General features: G+C 73.8%; 21 protein-coding genes. 14 read left to right on the top strand and 7 right to left on the bottom strand.

The features are described 5' to 3' along the window. Positions 1–88 precede the first annotated feature (88 nt). Positions 89–1228: a trans-sulfuration enzyme family protein gene (locus tag ACRYR2_RS10985; protein ID WP_432562903.1), complete on the bottom strand. Its 1140-nt coding sequence runs from the start codon at positions 1226–1228 to the stop codon at positions 89–91. A gap of 62 nt (positions 1229–1290) precedes the next feature. Here ACRYR2_RS10985 and ACRYR2_RS10980 point away from each other — a divergent pair, with 62 nt between their 5' ends. After that, a complete protein-coding gene (locus ACRYR2_RS10980) occupies positions 1291–2436 on the top strand; it encodes a D-alanine--D-alanine ligase family protein (RefSeq protein ID WP_432562902.1) in 1146 nt (381 codons plus the stop codon). An 18-nt stretch (positions 2437–2454) separates the two neighbouring features. Here ACRYR2_RS10980 and ACRYR2_RS10975 read toward each other — a convergent pair whose 3' ends face one another. Then, the gene (locus tag ACRYR2_RS10975; protein WP_432562901.1) at positions 2455–2967 is read right to left on the bottom strand and encodes a DUF3515 family protein; all 513 of its coding nucleotides are present in this window, start codon (positions 2965–2967) and stop codon (positions 2455–2457) included. A 50-nt stretch (positions 2968–3017) separates the two neighbouring features. On the opposite strand from ACRYR2_RS10975, the gene ACRYR2_RS10970 reads away from it, so the two are divergent. Next, the gene (locus ACRYR2_RS10970; protein WP_432562900.1) at positions 3018–3953 is read left to right on the top strand and encodes a thiamine-phosphate kinase; all 936 of its coding nucleotides are present in this window, start codon (positions 3018–3020) and stop codon (positions 3951–3953) included. An 80-nt stretch (positions 3954–4033) separates the two neighbouring features. Here the strand turns inward: ACRYR2_RS10970 and rpmB are convergent, their stop codons facing one another. Beyond that, complete coding sequence (rpmB, locus tag ACRYR2_RS10965) at positions 4034–4219, bottom strand: 50S ribosomal protein L28 (RefSeq protein WP_012084282.1); 186 nt, start codon at positions 4217–4219, stop codon at positions 4034–4036. Positions 4220–4484: 265 nt separating this feature from the next. Here rpmB and ACRYR2_RS10960 point away from each other — a divergent pair, with 265 nt between their 5' ends. The 12 genes from ACRYR2_RS10960 to mutM all read left to right on the top strand — a co-directional run bounded on the left by ACRYR2_RS10960 (position 4485) and on the right by mutM (position 14953). Further along, complete coding sequence (locus ACRYR2_RS10960) at positions 4485–5501, top strand: GGDEF domain-containing protein (protein WP_432562899.1); 1017 nt, start codon at positions 4485–4487, stop codon at positions 5499–5501. Positions 5502–5526: 25 nt separating this feature from the next. Further along, entirely contained in the window at positions 5527–7797 is a 2271-nt protein-coding gene (locus tag ACRYR2_RS10955) for an ATP-dependent DNA helicase RecG (protein WP_432562898.1), read from the top strand. Further along, entirely contained in the window at positions 7794–8507 is a 714-nt protein-coding gene (locus ACRYR2_RS10950; RefSeq protein ID WP_432562897.1) for an ABC transporter ATP-binding protein, read from the top strand. The genes ACRYR2_RS10955 and ACRYR2_RS10950 overlap by 4 nt, the downstream gene beginning before the upstream one ends. Then, positions 8504–10129: a DUF6297 family protein gene (locus tag ACRYR2_RS10945; protein WP_432562896.1), complete on the top strand. Its 1626-nt coding sequence runs from the start codon at positions 8504–8506 to the stop codon at positions 10127–10129. The genes ACRYR2_RS10950 and ACRYR2_RS10945 overlap by 4 nt, the downstream gene beginning before the upstream one ends. Positions 10130–10139: 10 nt before the next feature. Further along, on the top strand, positions 10140–10697 hold the full coding sequence (gene rsmD, locus ACRYR2_RS10940; RefSeq protein WP_432562895.1) for a 16S rRNA (guanine(966)-N(2))-methyltransferase RsmD: 558 nt from the start codon (positions 10140–10142) through the stop codon (positions 10695–10697). A 161-nt stretch (positions 10698–10858) separates the two neighbouring features. Continuing rightward, positions 10859–11200 carry an ANTAR domain-containing protein gene (locus tag ACRYR2_RS10935; protein ID WP_432562894.1) on the top strand — a complete coding sequence of 114 codons (342 nt, stop codon included), beginning with the start codon at positions 10859–10861 and terminating at the stop codon, positions 11198–11200. Positions 11201–11211: 11 nt separating this feature from the next. Next, complete coding sequence (coaD, locus tag ACRYR2_RS10930) at positions 11212–11739, top strand: pantetheine-phosphate adenylyltransferase (protein WP_432562893.1); 528 nt, start codon at positions 11212–11214, stop codon at positions 11737–11739. A 25-nt stretch (positions 11740–11764) separates the two neighbouring features. Further along, the gene (locus tag ACRYR2_RS10925) at positions 11765–12334 is read left to right on the top strand and encodes an ATP synthase subunit B family protein (RefSeq protein WP_432562892.1); all 570 of its coding nucleotides are present in this window, start codon (positions 11765–11767) and stop codon (positions 12332–12334) included. Between the two features lie 124 nt (positions 12335–12458). Beyond that, positions 12459–13052: a YceD family protein gene (locus tag ACRYR2_RS10920; protein WP_432562891.1), complete on the top strand. Its 594-nt coding sequence runs from the start codon at positions 12459–12461 to the stop codon at positions 13050–13052. A gap of 2 nt (positions 13053–13054) precedes the next feature. Then, entirely contained in the window at positions 13055–13258 is a 204-nt protein-coding gene (gene rpmF / locus ACRYR2_RS10915) for a 50S ribosomal protein L32 (protein WP_432562890.1), read from the top strand. Positions 13259–13334: 76 nt separating this feature from the next. Continuing rightward, entirely contained in the window at positions 13335–14009 is a 675-nt protein-coding gene (gene rnc, locus ACRYR2_RS10910) for a ribonuclease III (protein WP_432562889.1), read from the top strand. 17 nt (positions 14010–14026) lie between these two features. Continuing rightward, positions 14027–14953 (top strand): bifunctional DNA-formamidopyrimidine glycosylase/DNA-(apurinic or apyrimidinic site) lyase, encoded by a 927-nt coding sequence (gene mutM / locus ACRYR2_RS10905; protein ID WP_432562888.1) that lies wholly within the window; start codon positions 14027–14029, stop codon positions 14951–14953. Here the strand turns inward: mutM and ACRYR2_RS10900 are convergent. The 4 genes from ACRYR2_RS10900 to ACRYR2_RS10885 are packed head-to-tail and all read right to left on the bottom strand — an operon-like array spanning position 14944 to position 19035. Further along, a complete protein-coding gene (locus ACRYR2_RS10900) occupies positions 14944–15819 on the bottom strand; it encodes a PHP domain-containing protein (protein WP_432562887.1) in 876 nt (291 codons plus the stop codon). The genes mutM and ACRYR2_RS10900 overlap by 10 nt on opposite strands. Before the next feature lie 4 nt (positions 15820–15823). Then, positions 15824–16720, bottom strand: coding sequence for a carbohydrate ABC transporter permease (locus ACRYR2_RS10895; RefSeq protein WP_432562886.1), 897 nt, complete (start codon positions 16718–16720; stop codon positions 15824–15826). A gap of 4 nt (positions 16721–16724) precedes the next feature. Beyond that, positions 16725–17636, bottom strand: a complete 912-nt coding sequence (locus ACRYR2_RS10890) for a carbohydrate ABC transporter permease (protein ID WP_432562991.1) — start codon at positions 17634–17636, stop codon at positions 16725–16727. Between the two features lie 37 nt (positions 17637–17673). After that, the gene (locus tag ACRYR2_RS10885) at positions 17674–19035 is read right to left on the bottom strand and encodes an extracellular solute-binding protein (RefSeq protein ID WP_432562885.1); all 1362 of its coding nucleotides are present in this window, start codon (positions 19033–19035) and stop codon (positions 17674–17676) included. Between the last annotated feature and the right edge of the window lie 4 nt (positions 19036–19039).

The following is a 19039-nucleotide window of genomic DNA, read 5'->3' as shown; positions in this document are numbered from 1 at the left end:
ACAGATGAGATATTTCGTGCCGAGCGAACGATCCCGGGCGTGTCCCACCTGGTCCAGCGTGACACAGGCCCGGGATGTTCCCCGACCCTCAGACCAGCGTGTCGAGCGCCTGCTGCAGGTCGCGCCACAGGTCCTCGACGTCCTCCACGCCGACGGACAGCCGCAGCAGGTCCTGCGGCACGACCGTCGGCTCGTTGCCGTGCCGGCGGCGGCGCTCGACGAGGGACTCCACCCCGCCCAGGCTGGTCGCCGGCACCCACAGCCGCACGGCGTCCACGACCGCGTCGGCGCCGGCCGCCCCGCCGGTCACCTCGATCGAGACCAGCGCGCCGAACCCCGACATCTGCTGGGCCGCCAGCGCGTGACCGGGGTCGTCGGGCAGCGAGGGGTGGCGCACCCTGGTCACCGCCGGGTGCTCGCGCAGACGGCGGGCCAGCTCGGCCGCGCTGGCCTGCGAGCGCTCCAGGCGCAGCGGCAGCGTCCGCAGCCCCCGCAGGGCCAGGAACGTCTCCAGCGGCCCCGGGATGGCGCCGTGGAAGGTGCGGTGGGCCTGCAGCGCCGCCAACGTGACCTCGTCGCGGGCCACGACCGCGCCCAGCACCACGTCGGAGTGACCGGAGAGGAACTTCGTCACCGAGTGCACGACGACGTCGGCGCCCAGGTCCAGCGGCCGCTGCAGCAGCGGGGTGGCGAAGGTGTTGTCGACCACCACGAGCGCGTCGTGCTCGTGACCGGCCGCGGCCAGCGCGGCGATGTCGGCGACCTCCAGCAGCGGGTTGGTCGGCGACTCCAGCCACAGCAGCACCGGACCGGACACGGCCTGCAGGGCGGTGCGCACGGCCTCGACGTCGGTGATGTCGACGGGCCGGACGGTCAGCCGGTTCTGCGACGACATCAGCCCCGTGAGGGAGTGGGTGCCGTTGTAGGCGCCGTGCGGGACCAGCACGGTCCCCTCGGCGGGCAGCAGGTGCAGCGCGGCCGCCACGGCGGCCATGCCGGAGGCGAAGGTGAGCGCGCGCCCACCCTCCAGGTCGCCGAGCGCGGTCTCCAGCGCGACCCAGGTCGGGTTGGCGAACCGGCCGTAGCCGAGCGCGGCCTGGCCCAGCGACCCGCCGCCGACGAAGGTCGCCGACAGGGAGACGGGGGTGTTCAGCTCGCTGTCCAGGGCCCGCGCCGGGCGTCCGGAGACGACGGCGACGGTGGCGGGCGACAGCTGGGGGGCGGACACGTCCGCGGGATCGTTCGAAGGCACGGAGGAACCCAACCACACCGCAGGTAGGGTCAGCGCCGATGAGCAGCCAGCCCCCGTCCCGCACCGCCCGGCCCCGTGTCGCCGTCCTCTTCGGCGGGCGGTCCTCCGAGCACGCCATCAGCTGCGTCACCGCCGCCGGTGTGCTCGCCGCCCTGGACCGCGACGTCTACGACGTCGTCCCGATCGGGATCACGACCAGCGGGCGGTGGGTGCTCGTCGACGACGATCCCGCGCAGTTCGCGCTCACCGACGGCAAGCTGCCCGAGGTCCCGGCCGCCGGAGCGCCCGTCGCGCTGCCGCAGGACGTGGGGTCCAGGGCGCTGCAGGGTTCCTCGGGGGAGGACCTCGGGGCGCCGGTCGACGTGGTGCTGCCGCTGCTGCACGGGCCGTTCGGCGAGGACGGCACCCTGCAGGGGCTGTTCGAGCTGTCCGACACCCGCTACGTCGGCTCCGGCGTGCTGGCCTCGGCGGCCGGCATGGACAAGCAGGTCATGAAGCTGCTGCTGGCCGGCCAGGGCCTGCCGGTGGGGCCCTGGACCTCCTTCCGCGCGCGCCGCTGGGAGAGCGACCGCCAGGCCGTCGTCGCCGAGGTCGAGGCGCTGGGGTACCCGGTCTTCGTCAAACCCGCCCGCGCCGGCTCCAGCATCGGGATCAGCCGCGTCACCAGCCGTGAGGGCCTGGAAGCCGCTGTGGCCGAGGCCATCTCGCACGACCCCAAGGTCGTCGTCGAGGCGGGGCTGACCGGCCGCGAGATCGAGTGCGGGGTCCTGGAGGACCTGGCCGGCGGCGAACCGCTGACGAGCCTGCCGGGGGAGATCGAGGTCGTCGGCGGCCACGACTTCTACGACTTCGAGGCCAAGTACCTCGACTCGGACAACGTGCGGCTGTCCTGCCCGGCCGACCTGCCCGACGACGTCGTCGCCGCCGTGCGCGGCACCGCGGTGCAGGTGTTCGAGGCGATGGGGGCCGAGGGGCTGGCCCGCGTCGACCTGTTCGTCGACGTCGAGAGGTTCGCCGCCACCGGCGGGGCCGACGGCATCGTCGTCAACGAGATCAACACCATGCCGGGGTTCACCCCGTTCTCGATGTACCCGCGGATGTGGGCCGCCACGGGCGTGGACTACCCGCAACTGGTGGACCACCTCCTGCAGCTCGCCCTGCGCCGGCCCACGGGTCTGCGCTGAGGGTTGCAGGGCCGAGGGTCACAGGCAGGTCCGGGTCTGCGGGATCGCGCCCACGGCCGCGGCCAGGTCGACGAGCTGGGACGTGGCCTGGTCACTGGTGATGCCGTTCCCGAAGCGCACGGTCACCTCGACCGCCGGGGTACGGCCGTAGGTGAGGAACCGCACGGCCCGGTCGCTCTCGGCGTCCTGGACCCAGTCGATGCTGGGCCCGGCGTCGGGGCCGACGGGGATGCAGACCTTCGTCGTGGGGCCCAGGACCTGTGCACCGCAGCGCAGCACGACCTGGTCCTCACCCCAGACCGCGACACCCGCCGCGCCCTGGGGGGTGCGGTCCAGCGTGCCGAGCGTGGCCGGCAGGGCCTGCAGCAGCGGTGCGCACGCGGGGTCGTCGGCGCTGGGGGCGGCCTCCACGCCGCGCGAGTTCGCCAGGTAGGCCCACCCCGCGACGGCGGCGACCACGGCCACGACCACGGCCACGAGCAACGTGCCCGGGCGTCGGGGTGCGTGCGGCGGGGACGGGTGCGAGGACATCGCCCCGTAGTGTGCCGGTCGGATCTGTGAGGGAAGGGACGAGGGCTGACGTGCGGGTCGGGGAACTGGACGAGGCGGCGCTGCTGGGGCGGGTGCTCCCGCTGATGCCCACCGAGGCGCTGCTGGGGCCCGGTGACGACGCCGCGCTCGTGGCCGCCCCCGACGGTCGCGTCGTGGCCACCGCCGACGTCCTGGTGGAGTTCCGCGACTTCCGGCGCGACTGGTCCACCGGGGCCGACGTGGGCTGGAAGGCGGTGGCGCAGAACGTGGCCGACGTGGCCGCCATGGGGGCGCGCTGCAGCGGGCTGCTCATCAGCCTGGGGATGCCGGCGGACCTGGAGGTCGCGTGGGTCGAGGACTTCGCCACCGGTGTCGCCGCGGCCTGCCGGGCGTTCGGGGCCGTCGTCGTGGGTGGGGACCTGTCGGCCGCGGGCGAGGTCGTCGTCGCCGTCACCGCGCTGGGCGACCTGGCCGGGCGTTCCCCGGTGCTGCGCTCGGGCGCGCGGGTGGGGGACGTCGTCGCCGTGGCGGGGGTCCTCGGGCGCTCGGCGGCGGGGCTGGACCTGCTGCGGCGCGGGGAGCCGGGCCTGGAGGAACTGCTGCTCGCGCACCGGCGACCCGTCCCGCCCGTCGCCGCCGGACCCGTTGCCGCGCAAGCGGGTGCCAGCGCGCTGATGGACGTCAGCGACGGGTTGCTGCGCGACGCCGGGCGGCTGGCGGCGGCCAGCGGCGTGAGCCTGCAGCTGTCGACGGCGACGGTGCTGGGGGAGTGGATCGCGCAGCTGGGCGGCACCGCGCGGGCCGTGGAGTTCGTCCTGACCGGCGGCGAGGACCACGCGCTGCTCGGCTGCTTCCCCGCCGACGTGCCGCTGCCCGAGCCGTTCGCGGTGGTCGGGGCGGTCGCCGCGGCGGGGGAGCACGCCGTCCTGGTCGACGGCGAGCCGTGGGCCGGCGCGCGGACCGGGTGGGACCACTTCGGCCGCTGAGGCGCCGCCGGGTCAGGGGCGGACGCGACGAGGGCCCGGATCCTGGTGGATCCGGGCCCTCGTCGGGTGCTGGAAGGGGGTCAGCGCGTGACCTTGCCCGCCTTCAGGCAGGAGGTGCACACGTTGAGGCGCTTGGGAGAACCGTTCACGGTGGCGCGGATCCGCTGGATGTTCGGAAGCCACATGCGGTTGGTCCGGCGGTGCGAGTGCGAGACGCTCTTGCCGAAGCCAGGGCCCTTGGCGCAGACGTCACAGGTGGCAGCCACGGGGAACTCCTGAGATCGAACGAGGGGTTGCGCCGTCCCGGACGGGACGCGCAGGTGACCGGCCGTCCGGACACCTCGAACACCATAGCCGAGACCCGGCCTCGCGGTGAAACCGGCGGACCGCGGCGACAGGTGTCGAACAGCGGTTCCGGTCCTCAGGTCCGCCCTCGCCGCGGCCGACACCACCAGGATGCGGCGCCCAGGATCCCCCTCCGGCCAGGGGCCGCGGTGGTGGACACCGCGGGAACAGGTCGCGGGGACCCGGGTGGCCGCGGTGCTCCTGCTCGTCGGTGCGGTGTACATGCTGCTCAACGCCGTGCTCACCCCCGCGACGCTGGGCGGCAGCCGCTGGGGGATGGTCGCCACGGCGGCGGCCGCCCTCGTGCTCACCGTCGTGGCCGTCCCCGTCGCGGCCGCCCCGGCGCGGGCCCCGCGGTGGGCCGCCGCCGCGCTGGCCCTCGCCTCGGGCGCGCTGGTCTTCGGCCTCGACGTCCTGACCGGCGACACCACCTTCGGGGCGCAGATCTACCTGGGCTGGCCCGTGCTCTACGCCGCCTACCACCTGCGCCGGGCGATGGCCTGGGTCACGGCCGGCTGGTGCCTGCTGGGCCAGGTGGTGCTGCTGCTCCTGGTCGCCGGACCCGGGCAGGTGCAGGTGGACACGCCGGCCTGGGCCACGTCCTTCGCGGCCATCACCTGGCTGCTGAGCACCGCGCGCGACCGCAGCGACGCCCTGGTGCGGCGGCTGCGCACCGAGGCCGACGAGGACGCGATGACCGGGGTGGCCAGCCGGCGCGCGTTCACCCGGGCCCTGGAGCGCCACCTGGCCGCGGGCACCCTCGGCGGGCTGCTCCTGGTCGACGTCGACCACTTCAAGCAGATCAACGACCGCCACGGCCACGCGGCCGGCGACGCGGTGCTGCGCCAGGTCGCCGGGCAGTTGCGGGCCGCCGTGCGGGCCGAGGACGTCGTCGGCCGCCTCGGTGGCGACGAGTTCGCCGTCGTGCTCGTGGAGGTCCCCCCGGGCCCGTCCCGGGAGGGCTCCTCCTGCCAGGTGGTCCAGCACGCCGCCGAGCGGTTCCGCGCCGGGGTCGCCGGCCTCACGGTCGCCGGGTCCGGCGGTGCGCGCGTGTCGGTCAGCGTGGGACTGGCCGGGTACCGCGCGGGTGACACCGAGCAGGCGCTGCTGGCCCGCGCCGACACGGCGATGTACGAGGCCAAGCGCGGTGGCCGCAACCGGATCGCGGACGCGCCGGAGCTGGGGACGGCTCCGGGGCGCTGACCCGCGCGGGCGGTAACCTGCCCGCGTGGTCAACCTGGACGCGCCCCTGTCCAGCCTGCTGCCGCCCGGCACCGGGAAGAAGGCCGATCGCGCCAAGTGGCTCGCCGGCCTGGGCCTGGAGACGGGTCGCGACCTGCTGTGGCACCTGCCGCGCAAGTACGCCGAACGCGGGGCGCTCACCCCGATCCGCGACCTCGTCGCGGGCGAGAACGTCTCGATCGTCGCCGAGGTCCTCACGGTCGGCGAGCCGCAGCGGCTGCGGCAGCGCGACGGCGCGCGGATGACCGTGACGCTCGGGGACGGCCGCGACGAGATCACGCTGACGTTCTTCATGGCCAAGCCGTGGCAGTTCGGCCCCCACCAGCAGGCGCTGGTGCCGGGCCGGCTCGTCCTGGCCTCCGGCACCGCGGACACGTTCAACGGCAGGTGGCAGCTGGCCAAACCCGACTACGAACTGCTGGACGACGCCGAGAACGGGGTGGCCGCCGCCACGCAGGTCGACCGTCCCATCCCGCTGTACCCGGCCACCCGGGACTGCCCGAACTGGCTCATCCGCGACTGCGTCACGGTGCTGCTGGACCAGCTCGGGGCCACCGAGGACGGTTTCGAGGAGTTCCTGCCGGTCGAGGTCGTCCTCGCCGAGGGACTGCTCGCCCCGCTGGACGCGGTCCGCGCGGTGCACGCCCCGCGAACCCCCGAGGAACTCGAACTCGGGCAGCACCGGCTGCGCTACGAGGAGGCCTTCGTCCTGCAGGCCGCGCTGGCGATGCGCCGCAACTCCACCGCCGGGCTGCGCGCGATCCCGCGCACCGCCTCGGACCGGGGGATCGCCGCCGCCTTCGACGAGCGCCTGCCGTTCCCGCTCACCGGTTCCCAGGAGCGGGTGGGCAAGGAGATCGCGGCCGAACTGGCCCGCCCGCACCCCATGCAGCGGCTGCTGCAGGGCGACGTCGGCTCGGGCAAGACCCTCGTCGCGCTGCGGGCCATGCTCACCGTCGTCGACGGCGGCGGGCAGGCCGCGCTGCTGGCGCCCACCGAGGTCCTGGCCGCCCAGCACCTGCGCTCGATCACCGCGATGCTCGGCGACCTCGCCGGCGGCGGGATGCTGGGTGGGCACGAGGAGGCGACCCGCGTCGTCCTGCTCACCGGCTCGATGGGCGCCGCCGCCCGGCGCGAGGCGCTGCTGGCCGCCGCGAGCGGGGAGGCGGGCATCGTCATCGGCACCCACGCGCTGCTGCAGGAGCACGTGCAGTTCGCCGACCTCGGCCTGGTCGTCGTCGACGAACAGCACCGGTTCGGCGTCGAGCAGCGCGACGCGTTGCGCGCCAAGGGCAACGGGATCCCGCACCTGCTCGTCATGACGGCCACCCCGATCCCGCGCACGGTCGCCATGACGTTGTTCGGCGACCTCGAGACGTCGGTGCTGTCCGAACTGCCGCCCGGACGTGCCGAGGTGCAGACCGTCGTCGTCCCGCTGGACAAACCCGCCTGGGTCGACCGGACCTGGCAGCGCATCGCCGAGGAGGCGGCGCTGGGCCGGCAGTCCTACGTCGTGTGCGCGCGCATCGACACCGACGACGACGCCCCCGCCGACGGGGCCCAGGAGGCCGCGGAGGAGGACGAACCCCTGCTGCCCGCGCCCGCGCCGAAGAAGTCGTCGAAGAAGAAGGAAGGACCCCGGCCCGCCGCCGCGGTGTCCCAGGTCGTCGAGGTCGTGCGCGCCCACCCCGCCACCTCCGGACTGCGCATCGACGTCCTGCACGGCCGGCTGGCCCCGGCCGACAAGGACGACGTCATGCAGCGGTTCTCCACCGGTGACCTCGACGTCGTCGTGGCCACCACCGTCGTCGAGGTCGGCGTCGACGTCCCCAACGCCAGCGTCATGGTGGTCGTCGACGCCGACCGGTTCGGCATCTCCCAGCTGCACCAGCTGCGCGGGCGCATCGGCCGCGGCGGCCTGCCGGGCACCTGCCTGCTGCTGTCCGGTGCCTCACCGGGATCGCGGGCCGGTCGCCGGCTCACGGCCCTGTCGAACACCCGCGACGGTTTCGAGCTGGCCCGCCTGGACCTGGAGGAACGCCGCGAGGGCGACGTCCTGGGCTCGGCGCAGTCCGGGCAGCGCAGCTCGCTGCAGCTGCTCGGGGTCCTCAAGGACGCCGACCTCATCGCGACCGCCCGCGAGGCCGCCCGCGCCGTCGTCGACGCCGATCCCGACCTGTCGGCCCACCCCGGGCTCGCGGCCGCCGTGGCCGCCCGGGTCAGCGGCGACACCGAGGCCTTCCTGGGACGCGCGTGAGCAGCAGGCAGGAGCGGAGACCCACCCGCGAGGTCGTCCTCGCCCTCACCGACCTCGTCGTCGGCTACGGCGAACCGGTCTGCGCGCCGGTGAGCGTCGACGTCGCCCGCGGTGAGGCCGTCTGCCTCGTCGGGGCCAACGGCGCCGGCAAGTCGACCGTCCTGCGGGCCGTCGCCGGACTGCTGGAACCGTTGCGCGGCACGGTCAGCCTGCACGGCGAGCCCGTCGACGAACGGTCCGCGGAGTTCCGCCGCCAGGTCGCCTGCGTCTTCGACGAGGACGCCTGGTTCGCCGAGCTGTCCGTCGCCGAGCACCTCGAACTCGTCGCCCGCGGCCACGGGGTGCGCGACGTCGTCGAGGTCGTCGACGCCGAACTGGAGGCCCAGCGGCTCACCGACGCCGTCGACCAGCTGCCCGGCTCGCTGTCCAGCGGGCAGAAGCGCCGGCTGCTGATGGCCGCCGCGCTCGTGCGGCCGCGGTCGGTGCTGCTGCTGGACGAACCCGAACAACGCCTGGACCCCACCGGCCGCGAGGCCCTCGCCGACCGGCTCGTCGCCGAACGCGACGCCGGGACGGCGATGCTGCTGGCCACCCACGACGTCGTGCTGCTGCGGCGGCTGGCCACGCGCGCGGTCGTCGTCGACGACGACGTCTGCCGGGTCGTGGACGCCGAGGAAGCGGCGCGCATCGTCAGCGAACCCGTGCGATGACCCCTGACCTCGTCGGCCCCGTCGCCGGCCGGCCGTACCCCACGCGCCGGGAGCTGCTCGACGAGGCCGCGCCCTCCAAGGCCGCCCGCGGCCTGCGGGCCACCCTCGTCGACGCCTACACCACGGCCCTGCAGGTCGGCATCGCCTTCCTCATGCTGCTCGGCGGCAGCGCCTCGCTGCGAGGGGCCCTGCGGCGCGGGCTGGAGTCCACCGCCGACGGGCCGGGCTGGACCGCGCACACCTCCGCCGTGCTCACCGCCGTCGGTCTCGCCGCCGCGGTCATCGCCTTCGGCCTGGGCGTGTGGTGCCGGCTGGGCCCGGTGAGCCTGGGCACCGCCCCGACGACGTGGTGGACCCCGCTGCCGGTGCCCCGCGCCGACCTGCTGCGACCCGTCGTGCGCAACCGGACGATCGGCACGGCGCTCGCGGGCGGGCTGTTCACGGCGTGGGCCGCCTCCGTCGCCTTCGGCATCGCCGGGGACCTGCACGGTCCGGTCGTCGTCGGCGGCCTGGTCGGCGGGTTCGCCGTCGGTGCGGGGCTGGCCGGGGCCGGCTACCTGCTCGTGGTGCGCCCGGCCGTGCGCTCGGGCGTGCCGGCGCTGCTGCGGGCCGGGCGCCTGCTCGACGCGCTCGGGGTGGCGCTCGTGCTGGGCCTGGCCCTCAGCGCCGCCGTGGGGATCGCCGTCGACGCCGTGCACCCGCGCTCGGTCGTCCTGCCGGCCGCCGTCGTGAGCCTGGGAGCCGTGCTGGTCCTCGTGCTCGTCGGGCGACCGGTGCGGGCGAGCGCCGGCGAGGTGCCGTCGCCGTCCCTGCGGCGCGGCGCCGCCCGGCTGGAACGGCTGACCTCCTCGGTGCTGCAGTTCGACGTCCGCGAGATGGGCCGCGCGGTGTCGGCCGACTCCGGCGGACGCGTCCGGCGCCGCCGGTTCCCCCGGGTGCGCGGGCCGGTCTCGGCGATCGTGGCCGCCGACCTGACCCTGTTGCGCCGGCAACCGCGGCGCCTGGTCACCGCCGGCGTGCTGACGCTGGTCCCGTTCGTCCTGGCCGCCGGGACGTCGGCGCACCGCGTGGTCGCGGCGGTCCTGCTGTGGCTGGCCGGGTACGCGGCCGCGACGACCCTGTCCGAGGGGGCCCGCGGCCTGGCCCTGGCGCCGGCCGCCGCGCGCACCCTGCCCATCGCGGCCAGGACGGTGGCCGTCGTCCGGTGGATCCCCGTCGCGGTGCTGTCCGCGCTGTGGGGAGCGCTCGCCTACCCGCTGGCGGTGACGACCTCCGGTCTGCTGCACGGGCAGTCGGCCGGGGCGTCGTGGTGGTCGTGGGCGCTGCTCGGGGCGCTGGCCGGGCCGGGGTACGCCGCCGCCGCGCTGCGCGGGGCGGTCCGGCCCGACCCCGACCTGTCCGGGCCCGTCCTCGCCACCCCGATGGGGGCCGTGCCGCCGGGGGCGGCCGCCGCGGTCACCACCGGCCCCGACCTGGCGGTGCTGGTCGTCGTGCCGGCGATCATCGCGGTGCTGGCCCGCGGGGCGTTCGACCTGCTGCTGGCCGGGCAGCTGCTGGCCTCGGCCGCCACGGTGGGGATCGCCTGGGCCTACGCCGCGCACCGGGCGCGCAAGATCTCGTGAAGGAGTTCGTGTGACACGCATCGTCGCCGGGAGCGCCGGCGGGCGACGGCTGAAGGTCCCGCCGGGGGAGACGACCCGGCCCACCAGCGACCGGGTGCGCGAGGCGGTGTTCTCCGCGCTCGCCGCCGCCGGCGCGCTGGAGGAGGCACGGGTGCTGGACCTGTACGCCGGCTCCGGCGCGCTGGGGCTGGAGGCCGCCAGCCGTGGCGCGGCGCAGGTGGTCCTGGTCGAGGCTGCCCGGCCGGCCGCGGCCACCGCACGGGCCAACGTCGCCGCCGTCGGGCTGAGCGGGGTGCGGGTGGTGACCGAGCGCGTCGAGAAGTTCCTCGCCTCGCCCGGCGCGGTCGTCGAGGGCGGCTGGGACCTGGTCTTCTGCGACCCGCCGTACGCCGTGACGTCCGCCGACGTCGCCGGCGTCCTGGCCGCGCTGGCCCCGCTGCTGGCCCCGGACGCGACGGTCGTCGTGGAACGCTCCAGCCGGACGCCCGAACCCGTCTGGCCGCAGGGGTTCACCGACGTGCGCGAACGCCGGTACGGGGAGACCAGCGTGTGGGTGGCCCGGCTCTAGTCCTCCGCGGGACCTCCGTGGCGGACCGGGTTCCCGTGGCGGGTTCCCGCCGTCCTCGGCCGCGCACCGTCGTCCGGTGGGCACGGGGGCGGATCGGGCAGGAGGCTGGTGACGTGGAGGGTGCGGGCCGTGGCGACGGTTCCCCGGAGGACGCTGCTGACGTGGTCGCGCTGGCTCCCGGGACCGTGCACGAGACCAGCAGGCCGGGGCCGGCGTCGGCGCCGCCGCGGCCCCCGGCCGGCGACCTCGGGGTCGAGCACCTCGTGGGGATGCTCATGCTGCTGCTGCACAGCTCGGAGGCCTCGGCCTTCCAGACGCTGGTGTGGCTGGCCCGGACCACCGGGTTCTCGCTGGAGGACCTCTCGGCGCTGGTGTGCGACTTCGTCGCCGACGGCACGCCGCTGCCCTGGGAGGTCGCCGTCGCGTTGAGCACCCTGAACCCCACGGGAGGCCTGCGAGTGGTGTGGAGGACCGAGGAGCAGGACCGGCGGCACGCGCAGTAGCGTGCGGCGACGTGCCACCCCTCGCCCAGATCCGCCGGTGCGTGTGCCCCGGGAGCTTCGACCCGCTGACCCTGGGGCACCTCGACGTGCTGCTGCGGGCCGCCGCGATGTTCGACGTCGTGCACGCCGGGGTGGCGGTGAACCCGGCCAAGCGGGGCCTGTTCAGCGGCCCCGAACGGGTCGAGCTGGTGCGCGGGGCGCTGGCCGCCTCCGGTGACCCCCGCGCCGAACGGGTCGTGGTGGAGGAGTTCGCCGACGGCCTGCTCGTCGACCACTGCCGCCGGCTGGGCGCCGCCGTCGTCGTCAAGGGCCTGCGCGGCGGCACCGACTACGCCTACGAACTGCCGATGGCGCTCATGAACCGGCACCTGGCCGAGGTCGAGACGGTGTTCCTCGTCGGCGATCCGCGCTTCGAGCACATCTCCTCCTCGCTGGTGAAGGAGGTCGCCCGGTACGGCGGCGACGTCTCGGCGCTGGTGCCCCCGGTGGTGCGCGCCGCCCTGGCGGCGCGGCTGGGGGAGAATGCGTCCGATCAGTAGGACGTCCGACGGGAAGGCAGTTGCTGTGGAGGTGCACGAGAAGCTCGGCGAGCTCGCCGCGCTCGTGTCGGGGGCCCGGGGTGTCCCGTTGTCGTCGTCGGTGGTGGTCGACCGCGAGCAGCTGCTCGCCCTGGTCGGCGACGTCCGGCGGCTGCTGCCGGCCGAGGTCCAGCAGGCCGGGGACGTGCTCGCCCAGCGCGACGAGGTCCTGCAGGCCGCCCGCGCCGACGCCGACCAGCTCCTCGCCCAGGCCCGGGAGCAGGCCGAGGAACTCATCGACGCCCAGGCCGTCACCCGCCAGTCCCGCGAACGCGCCGAGCACATCGTGGCCACGGCGCGCGAGGAGGCCGAGCGGCTCAAGGTCGACTCCGACGCGTGGGTCGACCGCAAGCTGTCGGAGTTCCAGGACGAGCTGGACCGGCTCAAGCAGCAGGCCGAGCGCGGCCGGGAACGGCTGCGCAAGCGGACCGCCGAGGAACCGGCGCCCGAGGCCGCCGCCGCGCCGTCGGGCAGCGCGCCGGGCAGCGGTTCGGGGGCCACGCCCGTCAAGGCGTCGGCCGCCGGGTCGGGCTCGGCGCCGGCCGATCGGGACTGACCACGCGATTGGGCCGTTGGCCGCACCCTCGGTTACCCTTGGGGACGGCCTCGGCGCGTGTGGGACTCCCACCAGCGGCGGGGCCGTGTGGTGTGTCGGATCGACCAGGAGACGAGGTGTGGACGTGAGCAAGAAGCAACTGCCGGAGGGTCACCTCGACCCGAACGCGCCCCTCGTGCTGTCCACGCACGACCTGGGCCGACGGCCGGGCACGATGCGCACCCTGCAGCGCACCGTCCCCGCGCCCGCCGACCTCGGGATCGCCGTGATCGGTGTGCCCGAGGGCAGCGACCTCGAGCTCGACCTGCGGATGGAAGCCGTCATGGAGGGTGTGCTGGTCTCCGGCACCGTCCGCGGCACCGCCGTCGGCGAGTGCGTCCGGTGCCTCACCGAGGTGAGCCAGCCGATCGAGGTCGACGTGCAGGAGCTGTTCGCCTACCCCGGCAAGACGCCGGTCGAGGTGGCCGACGACGAGGACGAGATCCGTGAGGTCGCCCCCGGCGAGCTCGTCGACCTCGAACCCGCCGTGCGGGACGCGATCGTGCTGGACCTGCCGTTCCAGCCCGAGTGCGACGGCCCCTGCCAGCAGGACTACGAGATCGGGGTGTCCGAACCGGCGCCCGTCTCCGAAGAACCGGCGGACCCCCGGTGGGCCGCCTTGCAGTCCCTGCTCGAGAGCAGTGACGACTCCCCGTCCGGAACCAGAGAGAAGAGCTGATCGTGGCCGTCCCGAAGCGGAAGATGTCCCGCAGCAACACGCGTTCGCGCCGCTCGCAGTGGAAGGCGTCCGAGACGACGCTGGTCCAGAGCACCGTGCGCGGCCAGGTCGCGTACTCGCGTCCGCACACCGCCCGGGTCGTCACCGACTCCGCCGGCACCCCGCTGTACCTGGAGTACAAGGGCCGCAAGGTCAAGGACCTCTGAGCTGACCGCTCAGCAGGCCCCCGCCGTCACGCCGGGCGACGTCCGCGACGTCGCCCGGCTGACTGCTGCTCTGGGGGTGGAGATCGAGCCCGAGCTGCTGCTGCTCGCGCTCACCCACCGCTCCTACGCCTACGAGCACGGCGGGCTGCCGACCAACGAACGGCTGGAGTTCCTCGGGGACTCCGTGCTCGGCCTGGTCGTGACCCACGAGCTGTACACGCGGTTCGCGGACGTTTCCGAGGGCAGGCTCGCCAAGTTGCGGGCCGCTGTCGTGAACTCCCGCGCGCTCGCGGACATCGCCCGGGGCCTCGGCCTCGGTGACCACGTGCGCCTGGGCAAGGGCGAACTGGGCACCGGCGGGCAGGACAAGAACTCGATCCTGGCCGACACCATGGAAGCCGTCATCGGCGCCTCCTTCCTGTCGGTCGGGATGGACGGCACGCGTGAGTTCGTCCTGCGGCTGACCTCCCCGCTCATGGACTCCTCCGAGCGTCTCGGCGCGGGCACCGACTGGAAGACCGCGTTGCAGGAGCTGACCGCGTCCGAGTCGCTGGGCGTGCCGTCGTACGTCATCAACGAGTCCGGGCCGGACCACGCGAAGAACTTCACCGCCGACGCCGTCGTGGGTGGCACGGCGATCGGCCACGGTGAGGGGCGCAGCAAGAAGGAAGCCGAGCAGAAGGCCGCCTCGGCCGCCGTCGAGGCGTTGCGCGCGGCGACCGCCGCCGCGGCCGTGCGCACGTCGTCCTGATCCGGGGCTGATCCCGCGTGCCGGAACTCCCCGAGGTCGAGGTCGTCCGCCGTGGCGTGGCCCGCTGGGTCGTCGGGCGGACGGTCTCCTCGGCCCGTTTCCTGCACCCGCGGGTCATCCGCCGGCACGTCGCGGGCCCGGCCGACGCCGTCGCGCGCACCGAGGGCCTCGTCGTGGCCGACGCCGTGCGGCGCGGCAAGTACCTCTGGCTCCCGCTGGCGGCCCCGGACGGTTTCGCCACCGACGCCATGGTGGTGCACCTGGGGATGAGTGGGCAGCTGCTCGTCGAGTCCGCCGACGCCCCGGCCGAGAAGCACCTGCGGGCGGTGTGGACGTTCGACGACGACCGCGAGGACCTGCGGTTCGTCGACCAGCGCACCTTCGGCGGGATCGCCGTGGTGCCGCTGGTCGGGACCGCCGACGGGGGCCTGGGGGGTCGGGGGGAGTCCACCGACGCCTCCTGGTCGAGGTTCGTGCCGGCACCGGTGGCGCACATCGCGCGGGACCCGCTGGACCCCGCCTTCGACGACGCCGCGTTCGCGCAGCGGCTGCGGGCCCGCACGACGGGGCTCAAGAGGGCGCTGCTGGACCAGACGCTGGTGTCCGGGGTGGGCAACATCTACGCCGACGAGGCGCTGTGGCGGGCGAAGCTGCACTACGCCCGGCCGACCCGGTCGACCACCCGCGCTCAGGCCGGCGCCGTGCTGGCCGGGTTGCGGGAGGTCATGACGGCGGCGCTGGCGGCGGGCGGGACGAGTTTCGACTCCCTGTACGTCAACGTGAACGGCGCCAGCGGGTACTTCGACCGGTCGCTGGCCGTCTACGGGCAGGCGGGCCGGCCGTGTCCGCGGTGCGGTGCGCTGGTGCGTCGCGACGCCTTCATGAACCGGTCCTCGTTCTCCTGCCCGACGTGCCAGCCGGTGCCCCGGTCGGCTCACTGGTGACCCCGCGACGGACCCGCGGGCGCTGACCTCCGGCCCCACAGCTGCGTCGGGTCGTCGGTCGGAGCGAAACCGGCGGCCTGGACGACCCGGGAGACGTCGCGGAACCGCCGGGCGAGTTCGCCGGGGCTGTGGGCGTCGCTGCCGAAGGAGACCGCGTCACCGCCGGCCTCGTGCCACCAGCGGACCACCCGCCGGTCCAGCGGCAGGGAGGTGTTCACCTCCAGCGCCCGTCCCGACGCGGCCAGGGTCCGCAGCGTCTCGCGGACGGGTTCCTCGAGGTCGGCCCAGGGGACCTCGACGCCGGCGGGCCAGTGGCGCAGCGGGTAGTCGAGGTGGCCCAGGACGTGGAAGGGCGTGTCGGCCCGCACCATGTCGTCCACCTCGGCGAGGTAGGCCAGGACGACGTCGACCGGTCGCCGCTGCGCGTAGGCCGCGTCGACCTCGACGAACCGGCCCGGCTCCTGCAGGTCGGCCAGGGCGTGGACGGAGCCGACCACCCGCTCGAAACCCGTCCGCAGGAGCTCGCCGACCTCCCGCGGGTGCCGGTGACCGGCGTCCAGTTCGATGCCCAGCCGGATCGTGAGGCCGGGGAACAGCTCGCGGCAGCGCGCCACCTCCGCGACGTAGACCTCGACCTCCAGCGGCGCGGCGAGGAAGCGGCCGTGACCGTCGATCGTGCCGCGCACGCCGGCGGGCCAGTTCCACCCTCCCGGCGGGGCGGACCAGGCCTGCAGGTCGACGTGCTCGGTGAAGGAGACCGCGGGCAGGCCGAGGTCGACGGCGCGCCGGCAGGTGCCCTCCAGGTCGCCGGTGACGGCGTCCCAGGAGAACTGGGAGTGGACGTGGTCGTCGGAGGGCAGGGGCACGCGGTCAGCCCTTCAGCGCGCCGCCGAAGTTGAACGCTCCGCCGAGGCGGCGCGACAGCAGCACGTAGAGGACCACGACGGGCAGCGTGTACAACACCGAGTACGCCGCCAGCTGCCCCCACTGCACCGAACCGTACTGGCCGAAGAAGGTGAAGATGCTCACCGAGGCCGGCAGCCGGTCGGGGGACAGCAGCAGGACGAAGGGGATGAAGAAGTTCCCCCACATCCCGATGAACGTGAAGATCGTCACGACGGACAACCCGGGCCACATGAGCGGCAGGACGATGTGGCGCAACGTCTGCATCGAGCTCGCGCCGTCGGTCCAGGCCGCCTCCTCCAGGGTCAGGGGAACGCCGTCCATGAAGTTCTTGCACAGGAAGATCGACATGGGCAGGGCCGTCGTGGCCATGAACGCGACCGTTCCGCCGATGGTGTCGACGAGGTTGAGCTGCACGAAGAGCCCGTACACGGGAACCATGATCGCGGTGATCGGCAGCCCGGTGGAGAACAGGATCGTCAGCAGGAACGGCCGCTTGTAGCGCGTCTCGAACCGGGACAGCGGGTAGGCGGCCAGCGTCGCCACGAAGATGGCGATGACCGTGGAGCCCACGCAGAGCACGAGCCCGTTCCACATCGGCCGGTACGTCGTCTCCGGCGTCAGGACGGCGCGGAAGTTGTCGAAGCTGAAGTTCCCCCCCGGCCACGCCAGCTTCAGCCCGGCGTCGGCGTTGAAGGCCGCGAAGACGACCCACAGCAGCGGGACCAGGAACAGGATCCCGAGGATCGCGGTGACGACGTTCACGACGGCCGTGGCGATCCAGGTGCGCGGCCCGACGGGTTTGTGGGACGGCGCTCCGAGCCTGGTGACGGGCAGCGCGGAGGTGGAGGTCTCGGTGGTCATGGCGTCAGTCCTCGCGCAGCAGGCGCATGTAGACGATGGAGAACACGCCGCCGACCGCGAGCAGGACGAGCGCGATGGCGGTGCCGTAGCCGATCTGGCTGAACGAGAAGGCCTGTTCGTACATGTACAGCGGCAGGGTCTGGCTCTTGGTCCCGGGGCCGCCCCTGGTCATCGTCCAGATGAGGCCGAAGACCGACAGCGTCTGCAGCGTGATGAGCATGAGGTTCGTCGTCACGGTGCGCTTGATCATCGGGACCGTGACGTAGCGCAGCCGCCGCCAGCCCGTCGCGCCGTCCATCTCCGCGGCCTCCTCGATCTCGGCCGGGATCTCGGACAGGGCGGCGTTGTAGACGAGCATCGAGAAGGCCGTCCCGCGCCACACGTTGGCCAGCGACACCGCGATGATCGGCAGCGTGTACAGCCAGTTCTGGTCCAGGCCGAACACGCCGATGATCTCGTTGAGCGTGCCGTCCTGGGCCAGGAACGCGTACCACAGGTACCCGGCGACGACCTCGGGGATGACCCAGGCGCCGATGACGGTGATCCCCACAAGGGTCCGCACGACCTTGGCGGCGCGCTTCTGCAGCAGCGCCAGGGCCAGTCCCAGGCAGTTCTGCCCGACCACGGCGGACAGGACCGTGAAGACGAGGGTCAGGACGACCGAGTTGCTGAAGGCTTCGCTGCCGAAGGCCTGGCGGAAGTTGTCCAGCCCGACGAACTGGGTGTTGCCCGACCCCGCGCCGGTGAGCGCCGTGTTGGTGAACGCGGCGTACACGCACCACAGGATCGGGCCCGCCAGGAACACCAGCAGCAGCACGACGGCCGGGGTGAGGGGGAGCGCCCGGGCGATGTCGACCTTGATCGGGTGCGTTCTGCGTCGCAGCTCTGGTCCTGCCGGCGCCCCTGGTCGCGTCATCGTGGCCACGGGTCCTCCTTCCTGCTGGTCGTGGTGGTCAGAGCGTCGCGGTCTTGTCCTCGCCGACGATGCCCTTGACGGCTTCGTCGTAGGCGTCGGCGGCCTCGGACGGGGTGGCCTGGCCGGTGACGACGGCTTCCATGGCGACCTGGATCTCGCTGGAGACGCGCGGGTACTCGCTGTTCTGCGGCCGGTACTGGGTGACCGGGACGAGGCTCGAGAAGAACTCCAGGGTCGGGTTGGACTCGGTGTACTCCGGGTCGGCGGCGATGTCCTTGCGCACCGCCACGGACGCGTTGTTGATGTTGTACCGCAACTGGTTCTCGTAGGAGGTGAGCGTGGAGATGACCGACCACGCGTCGTCGGCGTTCGCCGCGTTCTTCGTCATCGCCCACGTCCAGCCGCCGGACATCGAGATGCTGCCCTCGCCCGAACCGTCGCGCGTCGGCATCGGGGCCTGGGCCATCGTCTCCGCCCACTGCGGCCACGGGGCCCCGCCGGTCTCCAGCCAGTTGTTCGACACCCAGGACCCGTCGAGGGCGATGGCCAGCGTTCCGCCGGGCAGGAACTCCTCCCCGACGCGGTTGCCGATCTGCGCGTCCAGCGCGACGGAGGGGTCCGGGGTGAGCTGCTCGTCGAAGAGGGTCTTGACGAACGTCAGGGTGTCGCGGAACTCCGGGCTGCCGACGTTCCACTTGTCCTGGTCGATGTCGTACAACGTCGATCCGGTGCCGTAGAACAGCATCTCAAAACCCTGCATGGAGGTGGCCTCGCCGGCGGCCTTGCCCGCGTACACGTTGATCGGGGTGACGTTCGGCAGTGCGCCCTTGATCTGCCGGCAGGCGGCGAGGATGTCGTCCCAGGTGGCCGGGGCCCACGCCTCGGGCAGTCCGGCCTGGACGAGCAGTTGCTTGTTGAACCACAGCGCGCGGGTGTCGGTGCCGTCCGGGACGCCGTACGTCTTGCCGTCGGCGGCCTTGGCCGCCCCCTTGGCGACGTCCTGGAACTGGTCCCACTCCTCCCAGCTCTCCAGCCACGAGTCCAGCGGCTGCAGGTAGCCAGCGGTGATGTCGGAGTTGATGAGGAAGGTGTCCTCGTACACCACGTCCGGGGAGGTGCGCGGGGAGCGCATCATCAGCTGGAGCTTGGTGTAGTAGTCGTTCTCGGAGGCGACGATCGGGACCAGTTCCATGGTCTTGCCCGCGTTGGCCGACTCGTAGGCGGTCTTCACCGAACCCAGGTAGTCCTTCATCACGGTGCCGGAACCCCACTGCTGGTAGGCGACCTTGATCGCCCCGCTCGCGGAGTCCCCGCCCTCCGAACCGCCACCGCAGGCAGCGGTTCCGAGCACGGTGCCGGCTCCCAGTCCGGCGTATGTCAGGAAGCTACGACGACGCACAACC

It is taken from the genome of Kineococcus deserti (genome assembly GCF_050871945.1).
Lineage (GTDB): Bacteria > Actinomycetota > Actinomycetes > Actinomycetales > Kineococcaceae > Kineococcus.
This window is presented reverse-complemented; position numbering and strand designations above follow the sequence as displayed.